Below are 17,952 nucleotides of genomic sequence, written 5' to 3'. Positions count from 1 at the left end.
CTTGCGTGCCGTTTTACGGTCCCCTGTTTGTCGCCATCAGGCTTTGCTCAATCCCACTCACCAGTACGGGATCGAAGGCGTCATGCCCGGCGCGAAACAGCCTGCATTTCAACAATGCCCGCTGACGCAACCAACGCAGGCTCGACAACCCGACAGGGTCATGGATGCCCTGTATCACTTGGCAGCTACAGCGCAGCATCAGCCCTTGATCCTGTTCGTGAAAAAAATAGCCGGCACGATGGTAGTGCACTTCCAGGCGAATCGCGCGCACGGCGACATCGTCGATAAAGTGCTCCAGGGCGGCCTTGTCCATGCGTTGGCGATTCAGGTGCAGCGCCGCGCCGACCCACGCCAGCGCCGCCTGGCGCTGCAGCTGCCGGCAAGGTTGGTCGAGGTCCTCGCACACCTGCTCGAACGACGTGAACGCCTTGGCGCTCAAGTACCGAGTCACGGCGTGGTGGTAGATCACCAGATTCTCCGGGCTGGGGACGAACAGCGATGCCAGTACCAACCGGTGTACGTGCGATGGACGCTGCCAGGCATACTTCAACGCCAGCCAACTGCCCCAGGAAACCCCGAGCACAGTGATTTGGGCAAAACCGAAATGCTCGCGTAGCGTCTCAATGTCGTCGATGATCCGTTCCGTTTCGTTGCCTAGCCGCTCACCGTGAGGGGTTGAGCGCCCGCCACCGCGCTGGTCGAACAGCACGATATCGAAGTGCTCCAGGTTGAAAAACGCCAGGTGATCACGGCTGGAGCAGCCGCCTGGTCCACCGTGCAGGAAGAACACCGGCTCGGCGCCTTCCCGACCGTGTCGCTCCCAGTACAACTGGTGGTTATCGGATACCGGCAAGTAACCGCTGCTTTGAAGGTGCGTCATGCAGAAGGACGGGTGAGCTGGTAGAACTGGAACAATTCAAGCTGGCCCGGCCGGGCCGCGATACAGGCTTCCAGGGTGATGCCCAGTGTTTGTGCAACCCAGCGAACTGCCGGCAGCACGGGCGTATGGCCAAATACCAGGGCCACGCCGCCTGGCTTGAGGCTTCCGAGCAACGTGCGCAGCAAGGTGTCGGCATCATGCCGGGTGACCACTTCGGCATTGAGGAAGCGCAGGATCAATGCATCACAGGCAGGGCTTTCGCGTGCGGCGTCCGCTTGCCTGAAACGTACGGGCAAGCCGGCGTGGCGCTGCGCTGCATAGCGGACCATCGAAACCGAAAGGTCCGAGCCCAGGCACAGGCAGCGGGGGAGTGCCTGGGCCAGATGAGCGATCAACTCGCCGGTTGAGCACGCCGGGTCATGGATCAGCGCTCCCGGCTTGAGGCGTTCGCGCAGTACGGCGACACAGCGTTCGCGAAAGTGCGCTTCATCAATGTTCAACTGCGCGGCACGCGCATCGTCGCACTCCCAGAAGTCTGGCGGGCAGATGAACTCCTCGGCGTGCGGCCCCAGTGGTGGGTAGGGAAAGCACACTTCGCTGTGGGCATTGCGTCGGGCTTCGATAAATGCATGATGCTTGGCCGCGGCTGTCGTGGCTTGATAAAACAACGCAACACCTTCATTGCTCCAGTGTTGCTCGGTGAGCGGGCCCAGCAGCATGGCCGGGTGCAAGATGCTGCTCAGGCGGCGTTGCCCCTGGTGGGCGGGCAACGGTCTGTTGCGGCCAGCCCAGCGAACGCTTCCGGTATCCAGTACAAACAGCCGAGCCAGCCCGAACCCCAGCGGCTCCAGATGGCGTTGCAAGGACGCGGCGCTCATCGCGAGACACCCAGCGGCTCACCGCGCAGGCGCCGGCCGCGTTGTTGCGGCACCACGATATTGCCGGTAGAGACCAGGAAAAACCGTTCCAGCCCAGGGATCACTACCTGCACGAGCGTAGTACCGAGCCGGCTTTGAAACAGGTTGCATACACCGGGTGTCAGGTTGTGGCGGGCCATGTCGTCCACCAGACGGGTGATCTGCTCGCCGAGATCCGATAGGGGCTCGTGCTCGTGCAGTAGCACCCACTCGACAGGTTGCGCCATCAGGTGTTCCGGGGAGAATTGCAGGCAGCGTTGCAGGCGCGCGAATGGGGCAAGATGCCGCTGGGCATTGAGCAAGTGGCGGCTCAAGAGCGGTTCGGCCGCCAGCGCCTGCAGTTGTGCAAGTTCTGCCAGCGCACGCCAGGCCGCATGAGTGGGCGTCAGGGAGGTGCCGCTGCCGTACACCACGGGCGTTGTCGAAGGCGTATTGATGAACGCCAGGCAGGTGGTCGTACAGAACTCACGGCTGATGTCCAGCACAACCACTTCGGCGTTGAACTGCTGACGCAGTGCATCCAGCACGCTCCTGGACTCGGGATCGAGGCTGTGTGGCTCGACCCGGCGCAGGCCGGATGGGTGCTGATAGTAAAAGTGTTCCAGCAGAAACAGAGACAGGGCATCCCGTTCAATATTTTCATTCAAGGCATGGAGCAATGCCTCGTCGCGGGTGGCGCCGATGGCGGTTCCGCTGTTGCTCGAATAACGGCGCAGCGCGCGCAGGTCAGTCGGATCGTCGTGCAGCGGTTGTTCGCAGTAGCGCGGGCAGGTCAACGCCAGTGGGTAGGAAAACCACTGATCATCCACCAGGCTGCGGTAGGTGCGGCAGACGATGGCGTCTTCTTGTTGTACGGCCAGCAATGCCAGTGCGCCGTCATCCTCAAAGCGTGAGTGACTGGCAAAGTAACCGGACGACTGGCGATGAAGGGGCGATGCATGCAGGTCGTCGCTCAGATAATGTTCCAGTGCTTCATAGAGGGCGCCGACGCGTGCCGCTTCCAGGTGGCCCTTGCCTGCACCGCGTGCGACTTCGGTTGACTGCGCGTCGTACAGGCAGGCCTGCACGCAAAGCGCTTCTTCACCCACGGTGCGCAGGTGTGAGCGCAACTTGAGCGCCTTCAGCTGGGAGAGAATTTGTTGGTGTGCATGCTCCAGGGACTGGCTGCGTTCAGGGGCGATGGCGTGGGTGGTGTGCATGACGATGACTCCCGGAAGGAGGAGAGGCAGCGCCTCTCCCCGACTCACTTACTCGGCTTCCAGCTCGGCTTTTTCCGTGTCAGTGAGTTGCAGCGCCTCGATGAAGTCGTCCGTATGCTCCTGCTCCAGTTGTTCCATCTCGGCGATTTTGTTTGCGTTCAAGCTAGCCATGTATCCCATATCTGAACCTCTTTTGTTGTTTGATTGGGTGGAGTCGCGTGCTCTCGATGAGCACGGCTAGAACCTATAAAAAATGGGGACTGTCAGGCAAATGTGAGCAACTGTTGCGAAGACCACGGCGCGGGGCGGTGGAAACAAATCCATTCACTCCAATTGTTGACCATTGCCGAAAGGGGGGGATGCCCAAAAACCACGGGCTGCGCCTGCGGTGATAGCCATCGTCCAACGATGCGCCCATTAGGGCGTTGCCGTGGGGAGCTGCTGGATATTCTTTCGGGCGCGTTGGGCTTTTCGCGATGTTGAAACGGTGGTGAGCGCCCAGGGAGGTGATCGTCGTCGGGGTACTACAGAACCTGTCGACATCGTTTACAAAAAAACCGATGCGGCATGCCCGGTTCCTGCATACAGCCTTTACTGGCTGTTACGCCGCTGGCGTTTGTAATCGCCTGGAGTCCGCGCCGTATCCCGCGCCGGTGGTAGCCTTTGCGCCCGGCTGAACGCTCTGGTGGAGGCGCAGCATGTGCCGCAAAGTGACCCCACCGTGGCGGGAGGCATTCAAGACCGTACCGCTCCTGACCGTCGATCCGCCCCTCTTCAACCCCGATTGAATTTTCCGCACACCACGATGCTCTTCACTTTAGAAGCGTGTGGTACTGAGCGCTCTTGCGGGGCCTCCTTGTCGGGAGGCCTGGTTGTATCGGACTTTGTGGAAACTGCCATCATGACGCTTCTTACCGCGTTGTCGGGCCAGCCGGCCTCCATCACCCCTTCAGCTCCTGGCCAGTACCAGGGGATTTATCAGCAGCTCTATGGTGAAGCCCAGGGCGCTGAACGGGCGGCGCGGGAGTTCCTGCAAGCGCAGTTGGCGCAGGTGCAGGACCGCCCCGGCGACTTGCCCCCGGTGCCCGAGGAACTGCCCGCCTGGGTCGAGCAGCGTTGCGCGCAGGTGGCCCAGGCCTATGCCGATTACCTTGAACAACGCCAACAAGGTCGGCCACGTCGCTATTTCCAGAACAAGGCCCATGCGCTGTATTTCCTGCAACACGTAGCCCCGACCAAACAGGTCGACGGCGCTTGGCTCAATGGCCTGCTGCGCCACTGGCTGGACCCCCGCTTTGACGGTCTGCTCACCACGTATCTTGAGGAACTGGGCGATGGTATAGCTGCACAGAACCATGTGGTGATCTACCGCAAACTGCTCAGCGAGCACGATGCCGACAGCGAAGCCGGCCTTGAAGACGCGCATTACCTGCAGGGCGCCCTGCAAATGGCCTTGGGCCTGTGCGCGCAGGACTTTCTGCCCGAGATCATCGGCTTCAACCTGGGCTACGAACAGTTGCCCCTGCACCTGTTGATCACCGCCTACGAGTTGAGCGAACTGGGCATCGATCCGTATTACTTCACCCTGCACGTGACCATCGACAACGCCAGCAGCGGCCACGCCTGCAAGGCAGCGCAGTCGGTACTGAGCCTGCTGCCGCTGGGCGAGGGCAGGGCGGATTTCTACCGCCGGGTGGCCGAGGGGTACCGCCTCAACGACCTGGGCCCGGGAACCACCGCGATTATCAGCGGTTTCAACCTGCAGTACGAAGTGGTCGCGATGCTCGAGCGCAAGCGCAGCTTCGGCCAACACATGCACTCGGACTATTGCCGCTTCGAAGGCAAGACCGTCAACCAGTGGCTGGGTCAGCCGGGGCAGATCGGCGCCTTTCTCCAGGCACTGGAAGACAAGGGCTGGATCAAGCGCAACCAGGACCCGGCCGAAAGTCGATTCTGGCAACTGATCGAGGGCGCGGGCGCGGCGATGTTCGGCGTGTTCAGCGGCTATGAAAAACAGATGCTGCACGATTGGATCGCCGGCGACTGGATCAGTGACAAACGTGTGCCGCCCGTGCGGCCCGGGCGCGGCAGCCGGTTTTCCCGCGAGCAGCAACGCCCGACGGACCCGGACACCCAGGCGCTGGTTGATTCATTGTGCAACCTGTCCGATCAACAGCAGCTCAACGCACTGATCCCGTGGATGTCGGCGCGACGCCATTGCACGCCCGCCGGGTTGTACGCGACCCGCCGCTTTATTCAATTGCGCGCGCGATTGCGCTAAGGAACTTCCCATGTTTGCACAACACCTGGCCGATCGCGCCCTGTTGAACCTGGGCCGCGGGTTGAAGCAGCGCGGCTACCGTTTCATCACCCCGACTCCCTTGACCCACGAACGCGTCTATCAACGTCGGGCTGCCTCCCAGGCATCGGACCTTCGCGACGTATTCGGCTGGTCGATGCCGTTTGACCGCGACCTGGTGCCCGACACCTTCCGCGAGGATCTGCAACAAGCCGATCTCGTCGAACCGCATGGCGCGCTGTGGCGCAGCGCGGTGCGTTGGTCCAGCCTGGACGATCTTCTGTTTGCGCATTCCGCATACCCCACCACTGAACCGGATGCCGTGTTCTTCGGCCCCGACAGCTACCGCTTCGCCCAGGTGATCGAAGCCCATCTGCAACAGCGCTTCGAACCGCTCAAGCGCGCCGTGGATATCGGCTGCGGCGCGGGTGTGGGGGCACTGGTGATCGGCCGCGCTCGACATGACGCGCAGGTGTTGGCGGTGGATATCAACCCGCGCGCCCTGCGCATGACCGCCGTGAATGCCGAGCTGGCCGGGCTGAGCAATGTCAGCGCCTACCACAGCGATGTGCTGGCAAGCGTGGAGGGCGAGTTCGATTTGATCGTGGCCAACCCGCCGTACATGAATGATGACCGTCAACGCGCCTATCGCCACGGTGGCGGTGCATTGGGTGAGCAGTTGTCGGTGCGCATCGCCGGCGAATCCCTGGGTCGCCTGGCCCTTGGCGGCAGCCTGGTGCTGTATACCGGTGTGGCGATAGTCGCGGGCGAGGACCCGTTCCTGGCGGCGGTCAAGCCATTGCTCGGCAGCGATGCGTTCGGCTGGACCTACCGTGAACTGGACCCTGACGTATTTGGCGAAGAGTTGGATAAGCCGGGCTACGAGCGGGTAGAGCGGATTGCGGTGGTCGCGCTCACCGTCACCCGTCTGCGCTGAAGGTCATGCTCACTTTCGGTATCGAAGAGGAATACTTCATCACCGACCTGCACACGCGGCACATGGTCGGCGAACCGTCGGCGGCGGTGCTGGCGGCCTGCCGGCAGGCGATTGGCCCGGGCTTCGCCCTCGAGATGTTCCAGGGCCAGATTGAGGTGGCATCCCCGGTGTTCAAGGCCAGCAGTGAGGCGGCGGATTACCTGGCCACCGTGCGCCACAACCTCGCCCGCTCCTTGGGCGCATTCGGTCTCGGTGTGGTCTGTGCCGGCAGCCATCCCTTGGCGGCATGGCGCGAGCAAACGGCCACCGACCGCGTGCATTTCCAGCAATTGTTCGAAGACATCCAGTACGTCGCGCGTCGCAGTGTGCTCTGTGGGTTGCACGTGCATGTCGAGGTGCCGGCCGGAATCGACCGCATCGCGGTGATGAATCAGGTCTCGCCCTGGTTGCCGTTATTGCTGCTCCTCAGTTGCTCGTCACCGTTCTGGGAGGGCGCACCCACAGGGTTCATGAGCTATCGCCAGGCCGCGTGCGATGAGTGGCCACGCATGGGCGTTCCCGAGCACTTCACCGATTGGTCGGCGTACTTGCGCTATTTGGCATTGCTGCAGCGCGTCGGTGCGATCAAGTCCGATGGCAACGGGTGGTGGGGCATTCGGCCTGCGGCGCGTTATCCCACCCTGGAACTGCGCATGACCGATGCCTGCCCCAGGCTGGCGGATGCGTTGGTGCTCGCCACCTTATTTCGGGTAATGGTCACTCATGCCTGTGCCCTGGAACATCCCGGCGCCGGGTTCACCGCCGAGGCGCGCTGGCTTCTCAAGGAGAATCGCTGGCAGGCCAAGCGCTACGGTGCTGCGGGCAGCTTTGCGCTGGATGACCAGGGGACGATGGGCACTGCTGAACAGTGGCTGCTAGAGGCGCAACGCATCTTCGCGGCCACCGCCGGGGCCATGGGCGAGCCTCAGGTGTTTGATGACCTGCATAGGTTGCTGGCGTCAGGCAACAGCGCCGTCGATCAATTGCGCTGCCATGCCGACGCCCGGGCCTCGGGCGCCGATGAGCACGTGTGTCTGCAGCAAGTGGTCGACCGCCTGCTGGCCCAGAGTCGCGCAGCCCATTGACCTACTGCGCGAGCAATCAGGCCGCTTGTGGCTGCAGATGCAGTGCACCGTCGACATCCTTGACCAACCCACTGGCCAAAAACAGCGGTACCAACCGCTTGTGCAACTGCGGCTCGACAAACTCCTTCACCGTATCCAGCGCCAGCACACCGCTCAGCGGCAATTCGGCCTTGGTGTACGACAACCAGGCTTTCTTCAACACCTGCAACACATCGCTGCCCGCCGTGGTGGCGAAACGGCGCTGGGTGGGTTTGCCGTCGAAGGTGAAGCTGTGCTGGAACGCATAGCCGTTTTCATCGCCGTTACCATCGGTGCAGCGGATGCAGCTGCACGGGCCGTCGCCGAACGCGCTGCGCAGGTAGGCGTTGAAGTCCACCACGGGTTTGAGTGACAGGCGCTTATCCACCTCGAACAGGTCCCCGGTCATTTTTTCGTCAGTGTTCAACGTCCATTTCCTCGCTGGTTCGGCAGTTTTTCAAAGCGCCGCACAATAGCAGCCGGGGGCTGGTTTGTGGGCCATTTGCATAACAATAGATCCCGATATTCTTTTCCACTCTTAAAAATCGTCGCTAGGCTCCATCACCTTCTTAAAAACGCGGCAGACTCCCATGACTTTCAAGCGCTCCTCCCTGACCCTCTTGGCGGCTGCGACAGCCATGATCAGTATCGGCGCCCAGGCCGAAGGCAAGATCAGCATCGCCCAGCAATTCGGCATCGGCTACCTGATCCTCGACGTGGTGCGCGACCAGCATCTGATCGAAAAACACGGCAAGGAACAGGGCCTGGATATCCAGGTGGAGTGGAACAGCATTTCCGGCGCCACCGCGATGAACGAATCGCTGCTGGCCGGTGCGCTCGACGTGGTTTCCGCTGGCGTGCCGCCGATGCTGACCCTGTGGGACCGCACCAAGGGCAAGCAGAACGTCAAGGCCATCGCCTCCCTGGGCTCGATGCCCAACTACCTGCTGACCAACAACCCCAACGTGAAGACCCTCAAGGACTTCAGCGAAAAAGACCGCATCGCCGTGCCCGCCGCCGGTGTGGGTTTCCAGTCGCGCACCTTGCAGATCGAGACCGCCAAGCAGTTCGGCGATGCCAACTTCAAGAAGTTCGACGACATCTCCATCAGCCTGGCCCATCCCGATGCGACCGCCGCGTTGATTGCCGGGGGATCGGAGATCAACGCGCACTTCTCCAGCCCGCCGTTCCAGTATCAGGAACTGCTGAACCCTAACGTGCACAAGGTGCTCAGTTCCTACGACATCCTCGGTGGGCCGGCCACGTTCAACGTGCTCTACACCACGCAGAAATTCCACGACGAAAACCCCAAGACCTACAAGGCGTTCTATGACGCATTGGCCGAAGCCGAGACGATCATCAAGGCTGACAAGCCAGCGGCAGCCAAGGCGTATATCCGCGTAGAGCAGTCGAAGTTGCCGTTGGACCTGGTGCAGAAAATCGTCCAAGACCCGGAAATCGACTTCACCATCGTGCCGCAGCGTACCTACATCTACGCCGAGAAATTGCAGGCACTGGGCGTGCTGAAAAACAAGGCCGCCAGTTGGAAGGACTACTTCTTCGAAGAGGCCCATGGCGGCAATGGCAGTTGAGAGGCCCAAGTTCAAGCGCGAGCTCAGTAAGCGGTCGTTCTGCAGGTGGGCAGGGCTGCGCCGCGATAGAAGGACAGAATTGCCAGCAGTTGAACGGTGACGGCCACCACCACCACGGCAACAATCGCCTCTTGCGGATCGACAAATGCCGCGCGTATAAGGCCGAAGCCGGCGGGTGCGAAAGCGTAGATGGCCTGGCTGAGGGCAACCATCAGAGCGATGACCTTCGCGGTATTCTCGTGGCTGAACTCGGTTTGCGCGATCAACGGTGGCAGCGATGTGGCGTTGCCGATCCCGGAGCCGATCAGCACGACTGCTATCCAGGCGACCGCAGGGTCCAATTGCAGGCAAAGCAACATCAAGGTGCCCAGCAGTTGAACCCCATAAGCCAGGCAAGCCAAATGGCGACGATTAATGCCTTGGCTCATCCAGTGCGCGGCGATGTATCGCCCGCCCATGGCGCTGGCGGTGGCCAAGCCCATGGCGAATGAGGCAGGGCGGGAGCCCAGGTGTACGACCAGGATCGAATACAGATGGGCGATCAACCCAATCTGTGCAAACAGACCAAGGGACATGCCGGCGGCCAGCGTGCGAAATTGTGCCGATCGGAATGTCTGCACGGTCGTCCAGGGGATGACAGGGGCATGGAGCGGTGATGCGGACGGCGTGGCGAGATTGTCAGGTTGCTGGCCCACGCTCTGCGGTGTTTTGCCGAACACCCACACAGCAAACCCGGCAGTCAGCGTAATGGTGCCCAGGGTTATTGCCAAGGCCGCGATGGCAAAGCCGAATCGCTCGATCAAGAGTACCCACAGCGGCGAGAAGATCACCCCACCCAGGCTTGCACCGTTATAGGCCTTGCCCAGTGCGGTTGGCCTCCCTTTGATGTACCAGGGCGCAATCAGCGTGTTGACGGCCGCGGCGCCCAATGTGACCCAGCCGATACCCGAGCACATGGCGCCGAAATATAGCACCCACAGCGCGTCCGCTTGAGCCCAGATATTAACCCCGATGCCCAGGATCAGGCTGCCCACCCAAGTTACTGCGGGTATACCCCAGCGTTTGTACAGTCGCGGCAGATTGGCGATGACCAGGGTGCCGCTGAGAAAGTGCAGGGTCACCGCCGCAGACACCTCGTCAATCGGCCACCCGGTGCGATCCATGACGGCCTGCATATAAATCGGCGGGCCGTAGAACCCGACTCCCCAGCCAATGATTGCCATAACGAACGTACACCTGAGTACGGTCTGGCCAAAAAAACGCGTGTGATTCATCGGCATCTCTCCTGGATTGGCTTGTAAAGTACTCTGCCGATATGGCTTTCACTTCGAGGAGCATCGAACTATGGATGTTGAACCTTCCGAATTGCGCCTGGCCCATGTAGCGGCTGCGATTGCCGACCCGGCCAGGGCGCGCATGCTCTGTTGCCTGCTCGATGGGCGTGCGCGCACGGCCACAGAACTGGCAGTGGTCGCGCAGAAGAGCTTGTCGACGGCGTCCAGCCATTTTCAAAAACTGCTGGAGCAAGGGCTGGTGACGATGATCAGCCAAGGCAAGCATCGCTATTTTCAATTGGCAAACAGCGATGTCGCCCATGCGCTGGAGGCGCTGCTGGCGATCAGTTCATTTGAACTGCCGGCGTTCAAGCCGTCCACTCCGTGCCATCTGCGCCATGCCCGTAGTTGCTACGATCATTTGGCCGGTGAGTTGGGGGTAAAGGTGCATGACGCCTTGTTGGAGCGCGAATGGATGGCGCTGCAGCAGGGGATGTACCAATTGACGCCAACGGGCATGGAAGGCATGGCAGAACTGGGCCTGGATCTTACCGCTCGAGTCCAGGCGCGCCGGCGCTTCGCCTACCCATGCCTGGACTGGAGTCAACGCTGTGCCCATGTGGGAGGAGCGCTGGGGGCGTTACTGCTGGATCATATGCTGCTAGGCGGGTGGCTGGCGCGAACGCTTGATTCGCGCGCGCTGACGGTGACTGCCAAAGGGCGCAGGCGTTTGGCCAGCGTTTTTGATATCCAATGCGGTGACCGCAGCCAACGCCCTGTAAGGGAATGATCAGCGGAAAAACTCACCGGGCGTGGCCTCGAATTGCTGCCGAAACGCATTGATAAACGCCGACGTCGACTCATAGCCACACCCCAGCGCCACATCCGTGACCCGCTCGCCTTGCTCCAGGGCGGGCAGGGCGCTCAATAACCGCAGGCGCTGGCGCCAGGCGCGGAACGTCAGCCCGGTGTCGCTCAAGAACAAACGACTGAGTGTCTTCTCGCTCACCCCCAGTTTCTGGCTCCACTGGCCCAAGGTTGTTTGCTGTTCCGGGTGCGCACTCAGGCTGCGATAGATCGACCGCAAGCGCGGATCCGATGGCAATGGCAGCATCAGATCGACGTGCGGCGCCGCCGCCAACTGATCCAGCACCACCTGGGCCAGGCGCCCGTCCGGCCCATCCTCGGCATACTCCACCGGCAGTTCGCTGAAGCTGCGGATCAGCTCGCGCAGCAGGCTGCTCACCGCCAGCACATGACAGCGCTCCGCCGCCCAGGTGGTGACGCTGCAATCCAGGTACAGGCTGCGCATTTCGGTGTGGGGCGAGCTGAACACGCGGTGCGGTACACCGGCTGGAATCCACACCGCGCGCTGGGGCGGTGCGACGAAGCGGCCGACGCTGGTCTGGATCTCCAGCACCCCGGAAATCGCGTAGGACAATTGCACCCACGGGTGACTGTGCCGGCGGGTCAGGGCGCGGTTGGGCAGCGATTCGGTGCGCCCATACACCGGCCGTGGCAGGCTGGAAAGGCCTGGCACGCTACGGCGCACCGTGTTGGCATGTCCTTTAGGCGGCATTTGTTGGCTCATTGGCGTTAGTCGGTAACAAGCCGTTACGTTAGAGTCGCGATGACGCTCTTGGCAACCCCCGGAAGATCCTGCTTATGACTCGCCCCCGTTTCCTGCCTGACAACTTCACCCTGACCTTGATCGCCACGGTGATTCTCGCTTCCCTGCTGCCCGCCAGCGGCCAGACCGCCGTGGCCTTCGGCTGGGTCACCAACCTGGCCATCGCGTTGCTGTTCTTCCTGCACGGCGCCAAGCTGTCGCGCCAGGCTATCGTCGCCGGCGCCGGGCACTGGCGCCTGCATCTGCTGGTGTTCAGCCTGACCTTCGTGCTGTTCCCGTTGCTGGGCCTGGCGCTCAAGCCGGTGCTGTCGCCGCTGATCGGTAAAGACCTGTACATGGGCATGCTCTACCTGTGCGCCTTGCCGGCCACGGTGCAATCGGCGATTGCCTTTACATCGCTGGCGCGGGGCAATATCCCGGCGGCGATCTGCAGCGCGGCGGCGTCCAGCCTGTTCGGCATCTTCCTGACACCGTTGCTGGTGACGCTGCTGCTCAATGTGCACGGCGAGGGCGGCTCGACGGTCGACGCGATCCTGAAAATCAGCGTGCAATTGCTGCTGCCGTTTATCGCCGGGCAGATCGCCCGCCGCTGGATCGGCGCGTGGGTCGGCCGCAACAAGTCCTGGCTGAAATTCGTCGACCAGGGCTCGATCCTGCTGGTGGTCTACGGCGCGTTCAGCGAAGCGGTGAATGAAGGCATCTGGCACCAGATCCCACTGTGGGAACTGGGCGGCCTGGTGGTCGCGTGCTGCGTGTTGCTGGGCCTGGTGCTGGTGGCCTCCACGGTGCTGGGCAAGGCGTTCGGTTTCAACCAGGAAGACCGTATCACCATCCTGTTCTGCGGTTCGAAAAAGAGTCTGGCCACCGGTGTGCCGATGGCCCAGGTACTGTTCGCCGGGGCGAGCATGGGCGTGCTGATCCTGCCGCTGATGCTGTTCCACCAGATCCAGTTGATGGTGTGCGCGGCGTTGGCACAGCGTTATGCGAATCGGCCGGAGTCGATTCCGGAATTGATGGGGCAGGTGGACCCTTGATCTACGCCGAAGGCCTTGTCGCTGTTACGACCAGCGGTATATACGAGCGGATGCCCTCGGCAAGCCCATTCAATCGGGGTCTACGTGCTCATCATGACCGCACCCTGACCCGGTTGAGGTGATTTTGAGCGGGATGAGCGTCAACAGCCGGGCCGGAAACCTATAGAATGCCCGGCGGCGGCGCTTGTCCTGGGTGGCCGTCTGATCATCGTCCGAGTACCGCGCCCTTCAATGAGCATTTCAGCCGCAACGCCCCAAGCCAATTGGCAACCGGTCTTCGCCCTCGCGTTGGCCGCGTTTGTGTTCAACACCACCGAATTCGTGCCCGTCGGGCTGCTCAGTGCCATCGGCGCCAGCTTCGACATGCCGGTGTCCAGCGTCGGGCTGATGCTCACCATCTACGCCTGGATCGTCTCCCTGACGTCGCTGCCGGTGATGCTGCTGACCCGCAACGTGGAGCGGCGCAAGCTGCTGATCGTGCTGTTCGGCCTGTTCATCGCCAGCCATGTCCTGTCCAGTGTGGCCACCAGCTTTGGCATCCTGATGCTCAGCCGAGTCGGCATTGCTTTGTCCCATGCGCTGTTCTGGTCGATCACCGCCTCGCTGGCGGTGCGCCTGGCGCCGGAAGGCAAGCAGGTGCAAGCCCTCGGCCTGCTGGCTACTGGCACTTCCCTGGCGATGGTGCTGGGTATTCCGTTGGGCCGTCTGCTGGGCGAGGCCATGGGCTGGCGCACCACGTTCCTGGTGATCGGCGCGTTCGCCGCTGCGCTGGTGTTCTGGCTGGCGCGTACGTTGCCGTTGTTACCGAGCCAGAACTCCGGCTCGCTGCGCAGCCTGCCACTGCTGTTCAAGCGCCCGGCGCTGGTGGCGCTGTATGTGCTCACCGCGATGACGGTGACTGCGCAGTTCACCGCCTACAGCTACATCGAGCCCTTTGTCGAAGGCGTGGCCGGCATGAGCGGCAGCGCGGTGACCCTGATCCTGCTGGTGTTCGGCGGCGCGGGCATCATCGGCTCGCTGCTGTTCAGCCTGGTGCACCGTTTCAACCCGCACCTGTTCGTGGTGGGCGCGGTGTTTATCCTGAGCGCCTGCCTGGCGTTGCTGCTGCCCTTGAGCGGAGCCGAATCTTACCTGGTGGTGCTGAGCATTTTCTGGGGCATGGCGATCATGGGCTTCGGCCTGGCCATGCAATCCAAGGTGCTGGTGTTGGCGCCCGACGCCACCGACGTGGCCATGGCGATGTTCTCCGGCATCTACAACATCGGCATTGGCGGCGGCGCGCTGATGGGCAGTTGGGTCGGCAGCCAGTTCGGCTTCGCCTGGATCGGCGCGGCCGGTGGGTTGCTGGCGGCGGTAGCCCTGATCGGGTATTGCCTGGCGATCAGGAAATTTGGGCAGGGCGTTGTAAGCCGCTAAGACCAGACAAGTCCTACACGACATATTGATACCCATTGCTACCGTCGCCTCGGGCCGCCCACCTCCCGTGGCGACGGCACTTGAGCAGCAATGGGAGTTGATTGTGCAAAAACGTTTGACTGCAGAGTTCATGGGTACTTTCTGGCTGACCTTCGGCGGCTGTGGCAGCGCCATCCTGGCGGCTGCGTTCCCCGGGTTGGGTATAGGTTTTGTGGGGGTTTCCCTGGCGTTCGGGCTGACGGTGTTGACCATGGCCTATGCGCTGGGCGGTATTTCCGGCGGGCATTTCAACCCGGCGGTGACCATCGGCCTGTGGGTGGGGCGCCGTATCGAGGGCGCTGATGTGCTGCCGTACATCGTGGCGCAGGTTGCGGGGGCGATTACTGCTGCTGCCGCGTTGTTCCTGATTGCCAACGGGCAGGCGGATTTCTCGGTGGGTGGTTTTGCTGCCAACGGCTATGGCCCGCTCAGCCCCGGTCATTTCGACATGAAGGCTGCCTTGCTGGCCGAACTGATCGCCACGTTTTTCTTCGTCTTCATCATCATGCGTGTGACCGCACCCGGCGCGGTGCCTGGCTTTGCCCCGATTGCCATTGGCTTGGCGCTGACCTTGATTCACCTGGTCCTGATCCCCGTCACCAACACCTCGGTCAACCCTGCGCGCAGCACCGGGCCTGCATTGTTTGCCGGAGTTGATTACCTGGCACAGCTCTGGCTGTTCTGGCTGGCGCCGATCGTGGGCGGCGTGATGGGCGCGGTGGCGGCTCGAGCAATGGATGAGTGCCGTAAAAAAGTGCCCGCCTGAACCCCAGCGTCGCCATGCCGATCATCTCGGCGGCGACGTTGTGCACGGCATAACGGTCCAGGGCTCAGAGCGTTGCGAGCACCGCTTCGAGTTTTTCCTGGTCGCGGGCAAACTGGCGAATGCCTTCAGCGAGTTTCTCGGTGGCCATCGCGTCCTCGTTGGAGCCCCAGCGGAACTGCGCTTCGTTGAGGGGCTGGCGCGGCTCCCCAACTGCCCCCGGATTCAATCGACGCTCCAGCAGGCCCTGGTCTTCATCGAGCTTTTGCAGCAGCTCGGGACTGATGGTCAGGCGGTCGCAGCCCGCCAGTTGCTCGATCTGGCTGAGGGTGCGGAAGCTGGCGCCCATGACCACGGTGTTGATGGCGTTGGCCTTGTAGTAGTTGTAGATCCGCGTCACGGACTGCACGCCTGGGTCCTCGGTGCCGGTGTAGTCCAGGCCGGTGTTCTTGCGGTACCAGTCATAGATGCGGCCTACGAATGGTGAAATCAGGAACACCCCGGCGTCGGCGCAGGCGGCGGCCTGGACGAACGAAAACAGCAGGGTCAGGTTGGTCTGGATCCCGGCCTTTTCCAGGCGCTCGGCGGTGCGGATGCCTTCCCAGGTGGAGGCCAGTTTGATCAGCACGCGGTCGCGACCGACACCGGCCTGGTCGTACAGCGCGATCAACTGGTTCGCCTTGGCCCACAGCGCGTCTTGGTCGAAGGACAGGCGCGCATCGACTTCGGTGGAGATGCGCCCCGGAATCACCTTGAGAATGCCGCAGCCCACTGAAACCGCGAAGCGATCACATGCCAGGTCCACATCGCCCTTGGACTGGCCCACCGCGCTGCGCAGCAACTCGGCATATTCCGGGATGGCAGCGGCCTTGAGCAGCAGCGACGGGTTGGTGGTGGAGTCCACCGGGCGCAAGCGGCTGATGGCTTCCAGGTCGCCGGTGTCGCACACCACGGTGGTGAATTGCTTGAGTTGTTCGAGCTTGGACGTCATGAGCGGCAGTCTCCAGAAACGGTTATTGGTTGAGGGCCTGTGCGGTGTCCAGGTCGGTGATCAGGATGTCCAGGTAGCCGCCCTGGAGCGCGCCACGAATGGCCTGGACCTTGTTCAACCCACCGGCCAGGCCGAGCACCCGGTGGATGGCGCGCAGCTTGGGCAGCGCCACCGAGACCACGAATTCTTCATCTTCCTCCAGCACCGGCTTGCCCTGGGCATCGAAGTAACGCAGGCAGATATCGCCCACCGCGCCGCGTTCGGCGAGCAGGCGCAACATGTCTTCGGTGTAGTAGTTGCCGCTGTTGCGCAGCAGTTGCGAGGGCTCCAGGTCGCCGATGCCGACAATCGCCAGGGTGATGCTGTCAAAGCGCTGCAGCACTTCCTTGACCTCTTCCATCTGCACGATGCGCTGCTTGCTCTCCACCGATTGCTCGATGCTTTGCGAGGGCAGCAAAAATGCCGGGCAGTTGAGCAGGGTCGCCAGGCGCTGGGTCAGCAAAGTGGCTTCAAACGCGCCCTTGTGGCCGACGCCGCCCAACAGTTGCACCACTTCCTGGGCGGCCTGTTTGCCCGGCTGCGCGTGCAAGTGGCCGACCATGGCGCGAATGGTGCTGCTCCACGACGAGATACCGATACGGTCCTGGGGCGACAGGCTGGTTTCCAGGTAGTGGGCGGCGGCCGAACCGATGGCCTGCTTGATACTCTCGTCATTGCCGGGCTCGGTGGCTTCCACCACGATCACCCGGCGCACGCCGTAGCGGCGCTGCAACTGGGTTTCCAGTTCCAGGTGCAGGCCTTGCAAGCGCATCACCGTGATCTTCACCACGCCTTCCTGCAGCGCCCGGCGCAGGGCACGGCTGATAAACGATTGGGACAGGTCCAGTTGCGCGGAAATCTCGGACTGCTTGAGCCCTTCTTCGTAATAGAGGCTCGCGATCTTGGTGATCAGGCGCTGTTCTTCGATCTGGCTCATGAAGGCCTCAGGGCTCTTTATAGTAAAAGGCATGACTCAATGGCCGTGAGGATACCAAACCCTTACGACATGATCAGGCCGCCGTCGATATTGATCGCCTGGCCGGTCAGGTAGGCGGCATCGTCCGAGGCGAGAAACGCCACCAGGCCCGCCACATCCGAGGGTTTGCCGGCGCGGCGCAGGGGGATGTTCTTGACCCATTCGGCCATCAATTCACCCTTGCCGTAGCGCTTCTCGTCAGTGCTGAGGATCTCGCCCCACACCCGGTCGTTGTAGTCCCACATCTCGCTTTCGATGATGCCGGGGCAGAATGCATTCACCGTGATGTCATGCCGCGCCAGTTCCAGCGCCAGGCTCTGGGTGATGCCGATCACGCCCATTTTGCTCGCGGCATAGTGGGGCGTGTAGATGAACCCCTGGCGGCCCTGGCCGGAGGAGGTGTTGATCAGCCGGCCGCTGCCTTGCTTGACCATGTACTTGGCGGCCTCCCGGCAGCCGAGCCACACGCCGGTGGTATTCACCTGCAGCACCTTGTCGAAATCGGCACGGGGCATCTTGTCGTAGTGGTCGATGGTGATGATGCCGGCGTTCTGCACCGACACGTCGATGCTGCCAAAACGGGCGTGGCCTTCGCGGTAGAGCTTTTCGATATCGTCTTCACGGGTGACGTCGATGGCCAGGGCCAGGGTGTCGACCTGGTATTCCCGGGCCAGTTGGTCGGCGGTGAAGGTCACGCGTTCCAGGTCGTTGGAAGCCAGTACCAGGTTGGCGCCTTCCTGGGCGAAACGCTCGGCAATGCCGGCGCCGATGCCCCGGCAGGCACCGGTGATGACCACAGTTTTACCGTTGAATCGTTGGGACAT

General features: G+C 62.2%; 17 protein-coding genes. 8 read left to right on the top strand and 9 right to left on the bottom strand.

Features of this window, described 5'->3' with window-relative positions; all coding sequences use genetic code 11:
• Window positions 1-13 precede the first annotated feature (13 nt).
• From BM026_RS07075 to BM026_RS07065, 3 genes are read right to left on the bottom strand one after another with little or no spacing between them, the layout of a single operon-like run.
• Window positions 14-880 carry an alpha/beta fold hydrolase gene (locus BM026_RS07075; protein WP_093512733.1) on the bottom strand — a complete coding sequence of 289 codons (867 nt, stop codon included), beginning with the start codon at window positions 878-880 and terminating at the stop codon, window positions 14-16.
• Entirely contained in the window at window positions 877-1,758 is an 882-nt protein-coding gene (locus BM026_RS07070; RefSeq protein WP_092245173.1) for a class I SAM-dependent methyltransferase, read from the bottom strand. Before BM026_RS07070 ends, BM026_RS07075 begins: the two co-directional genes overlap by 4 nt.
• Complete coding sequence (locus BM026_RS07065) at window positions 1,755-2,996, bottom strand: YcaO-like family protein (protein WP_093512731.1); 1,242 nt, start codon at window positions 2,994-2,996, stop codon at window positions 1,755-1,757. The genes BM026_RS07070 and BM026_RS07065 overlap by 4 nt, the downstream gene beginning before the upstream one ends.
• Before the next feature lie 901 nt (window positions 2,997-3,897).
• Between BM026_RS07065 and BM026_RS07060 the strand changes: the two genes are divergently transcribed.
• Genes BM026_RS07060 through BM026_RS07050 form a run of 3 tightly spaced genes read left to right on the top strand, consistent with a single transcriptional unit; the run spans window position 3,898 to window position 7,356 of the window.
• Window positions 3,898-5,277: an iron-containing redox enzyme family protein gene (locus BM026_RS07060; RefSeq protein ID WP_093527799.1), complete on the top strand. Its 1,380-nt coding sequence runs from the start codon at window positions 3,898-3,900 to the stop codon at window positions 5,275-5,277.
• Between the two features lie 10 nt (window positions 5,278-5,287).
• Window positions 5,288-6,232, top strand: a complete 945-nt coding sequence (locus BM026_RS07055; RefSeq protein WP_092245182.1) for a methyltransferase — start codon at window positions 5,288-5,290, stop codon at window positions 6,230-6,232.
• 5 nt (window positions 6,233-6,237) lie between these two features.
• Window positions 6,238-7,356: a carboxylate-amine ligase gene (locus tag BM026_RS07050; RefSeq protein ID WP_093512727.1), complete on the top strand. Its 1,119-nt coding sequence runs from the start codon at window positions 6,238-6,240 to the stop codon at window positions 7,354-7,356.
• Between the two features lie 16 nt (window positions 7,357-7,372).
• Here the strand turns inward: BM026_RS07050 and BM026_RS07045 are convergent, their stop codons facing one another.
• Window positions 7,373-7,801, bottom strand: coding sequence for a hypothetical protein (locus tag BM026_RS07045; protein ID WP_093123719.1), 429 nt, complete (start codon window positions 7,799-7,801; stop codon window positions 7,373-7,375).
• A gap of 163 nt (window positions 7,802-7,964) precedes the next feature.
• On the opposite strand from BM026_RS07045, the gene BM026_RS07040 reads away from it, so the two are divergent.
• The gene (locus BM026_RS07040; RefSeq protein WP_093527796.1) at window positions 7,965-8,966 is read left to right on the top strand and encodes an ABC transporter substrate-binding protein; all 1,002 of its coding nucleotides are present in this window, start codon (window positions 7,965-7,967) and stop codon (window positions 8,964-8,966) included.
• A 23-nt stretch (window positions 8,967-8,989) separates the two neighbouring features.
• On the opposite strand, the gene BM026_RS07035 is transcribed toward BM026_RS07040, so the two are convergent.
• A complete protein-coding gene (locus BM026_RS07035) occupies window positions 8,990-10,240 on the bottom strand; it encodes an MFS transporter (RefSeq protein WP_093123709.1) in 1,251 nt (416 codons plus the stop codon).
• Between the two features lie 70 nt (window positions 10,241-10,310).
• Here BM026_RS07035 and BM026_RS07030 point away from each other — a divergent pair, with 70 nt between their 5' ends.
• The gene (locus BM026_RS07030) at window positions 10,311-11,030 is read left to right on the top strand and encodes an ArsR/SmtB family transcription factor (protein WP_093527793.1); all 720 of its coding nucleotides are present in this window, start codon (window positions 10,311-10,313) and stop codon (window positions 11,028-11,030) included.
• Here BM026_RS07030 and BM026_RS07025 read toward each other — a convergent pair whose 3' ends face one another.
• The gene (locus tag BM026_RS07025) at window positions 11,031-11,819 is read right to left on the bottom strand and encodes an AraC family transcriptional regulator (protein ID WP_092245197.1); all 789 of its coding nucleotides are present in this window, start codon (window positions 11,817-11,819) and stop codon (window positions 11,031-11,033) included. It abuts the gene before it with no gap.
• Window positions 11,820-11,905: 86 nt separating this feature from the next.
• Between BM026_RS07025 and BM026_RS07020 the strand changes: the two genes are divergently transcribed.
• The 3 genes from BM026_RS07020 (at window position 11,906) to aqpZ (ending at window position 15,125) form a co-directional block, all read left to right on the top strand.
• Window positions 11,906-12,904 carry a bile acid:sodium symporter family protein gene (locus BM026_RS07020; RefSeq protein WP_071491778.1) on the top strand — a complete coding sequence of 333 codons (999 nt, stop codon included), beginning with the start codon at window positions 11,906-11,908 and terminating at the stop codon, window positions 12,902-12,904.
• A 231-nt stretch (window positions 12,905-13,135) separates the two neighbouring features.
• Window positions 13,136-14,320: a sugar transporter gene (locus tag BM026_RS07015; RefSeq protein WP_093123699.1), complete on the top strand. Its 1,185-nt coding sequence runs from the start codon at window positions 13,136-13,138 to the stop codon at window positions 14,318-14,320.
• Between the two features lie 103 nt (window positions 14,321-14,423).
• A complete protein-coding gene (aqpZ, locus tag BM026_RS07010) occupies window positions 14,424-15,125 on the top strand; it encodes an aquaporin Z (RefSeq protein ID WP_092245530.1) in 702 nt (233 codons plus the stop codon).
• Between the two features lie 64 nt (window positions 15,126-15,189).
• Here the strand turns inward: aqpZ and tal are convergent, their stop codons facing one another.
• The 3 genes from tal to BM026_RS06995 form a co-directional block, all read right to left on the bottom strand.
• Window positions 15,190-16,113, bottom strand: coding sequence for a transaldolase (gene tal / locus BM026_RS07005; RefSeq protein WP_093527791.1), 924 nt, complete (start codon window positions 16,111-16,113; stop codon window positions 15,190-15,192).
• Window positions 16,114-16,135: 22 nt separating this feature from the next.
• The gene (locus BM026_RS07000) at window positions 16,136-17,089 is read right to left on the bottom strand and encodes a sugar-binding transcriptional regulator (protein WP_071491775.1); all 954 of its coding nucleotides are present in this window, start codon (window positions 17,087-17,089) and stop codon (window positions 16,136-16,138) included.
• A 62-nt stretch (window positions 17,090-17,151) separates the two neighbouring features.
• The gene (locus BM026_RS06995) at window positions 17,152-17,952 is read right to left on the bottom strand and encodes an SDR family oxidoreductase (RefSeq protein WP_093123689.1); all 801 of its coding nucleotides are present in this window, start codon (window positions 17,950-17,952) and stop codon (window positions 17,152-17,154) included.

Source organism: Pseudomonas sp. NFPP24, from assembly GCF_900112095.1.
Taxonomy (GTDB): domain Bacteria; phylum Pseudomonadota; class Gammaproteobacteria; order Pseudomonadales; family Pseudomonadaceae; genus Aquipseudomonas; species Aquipseudomonas extremorientalis.
The sequence above is the reverse complement of the archived record's forward strand: the minus strand, read 5'-3'. Positions and strand labels throughout refer to the sequence as shown.

What these genes read in the sequence shown, in the direction of transcription:
- BM026_RS07075 (WP_093512733.1), bottom strand. Translation starts at nt 880, where the DNA reads ATGACGCACCTTCAAAGCAGCGGTTACTTGCCGGTATCCGATAACCAC.
- BM026_RS07070 (WP_092245173.1), bottom strand. Translation starts at nt 1,758, where the DNA reads ATGAGCGCCGCGTCCTTGCAACGCCATCTGGAGCCGCTGGGGTTCGGG.
- BM026_RS07065 (WP_093512731.1), bottom strand. Translation starts at nt 2,996, where the DNA reads ATGCACACCACCCACGCCATCGCCCCTGAACGCAGCCAGTCCCTGGAG.
- BM026_RS07060 (WP_093527799.1), top strand. Translation starts at nt 3,898, where the DNA reads ATGACGCTTCTTACCGCGTTGTCGGGCCAGCCGGCCTCCATCACCCCT.
- BM026_RS07055 (WP_092245182.1), top strand. Translation starts at nt 5,288, where the DNA reads ATGTTTGCACAACACCTGGCCGATCGCGCCCTGTTGAACCTGGGCCGC.
- BM026_RS07050 (WP_093512727.1), top strand. Translation starts at nt 6,238, where the DNA reads ATGCTCACTTTCGGTATCGAAGAGGAATACTTCATCACCGACCTGCAC.
- BM026_RS07040 (WP_093527796.1), top strand. Translation starts at nt 7,965, where the DNA reads ATGACTTTCAAGCGCTCCTCCCTGACCCTCTTGGCGGCTGCGACAGCC.
- BM026_RS07035 (WP_093123709.1), bottom strand. Translation starts at nt 10,240, where the DNA reads ATGAATCACACGCGTTTTTTTGGCCAGACCGTACTCAGGTGTACGTTC.
- BM026_RS07030 (WP_093527793.1), top strand. Translation starts at nt 10,311, where the DNA reads ATGGATGTTGAACCTTCCGAATTGCGCCTGGCCCATGTAGCGGCTGCG.
- BM026_RS07025 (WP_092245197.1), bottom strand. Translation starts at nt 11,819, where the DNA reads ATGCCGCCTAAAGGACATGCCAACACGGTGCGCCGTAGCGTGCCAGGC.
- BM026_RS07020 (WP_071491778.1), top strand. Translation starts at nt 11,906, where the DNA reads ATGACTCGCCCCCGTTTCCTGCCTGACAACTTCACCCTGACCTTGATC.
- BM026_RS07015 (WP_093123699.1), top strand. Translation starts at nt 13,136, where the DNA reads ATGAGCATTTCAGCCGCAACGCCCCAAGCCAATTGGCAACCGGTCTTC.
- tal (WP_093527791.1), bottom strand. Translation starts at nt 16,113, where the DNA reads ATGACGTCCAAGCTCGAACAACTCAAGCAATTCACCACCGTGGTGTGC.
- BM026_RS07000 (WP_071491775.1), bottom strand. Translation starts at nt 17,089, where the DNA reads ATGAGCCAGATCGAAGAACAGCGCCTGATCACCAAGATCGCGAGCCTC.
- BM026_RS06995 (WP_093123689.1), bottom strand. Translation starts at nt 17,952, where the DNA reads ATGTCCCAACGATTCAACGGTAAAACTGTGGTCATCACCGGTGCCTGC.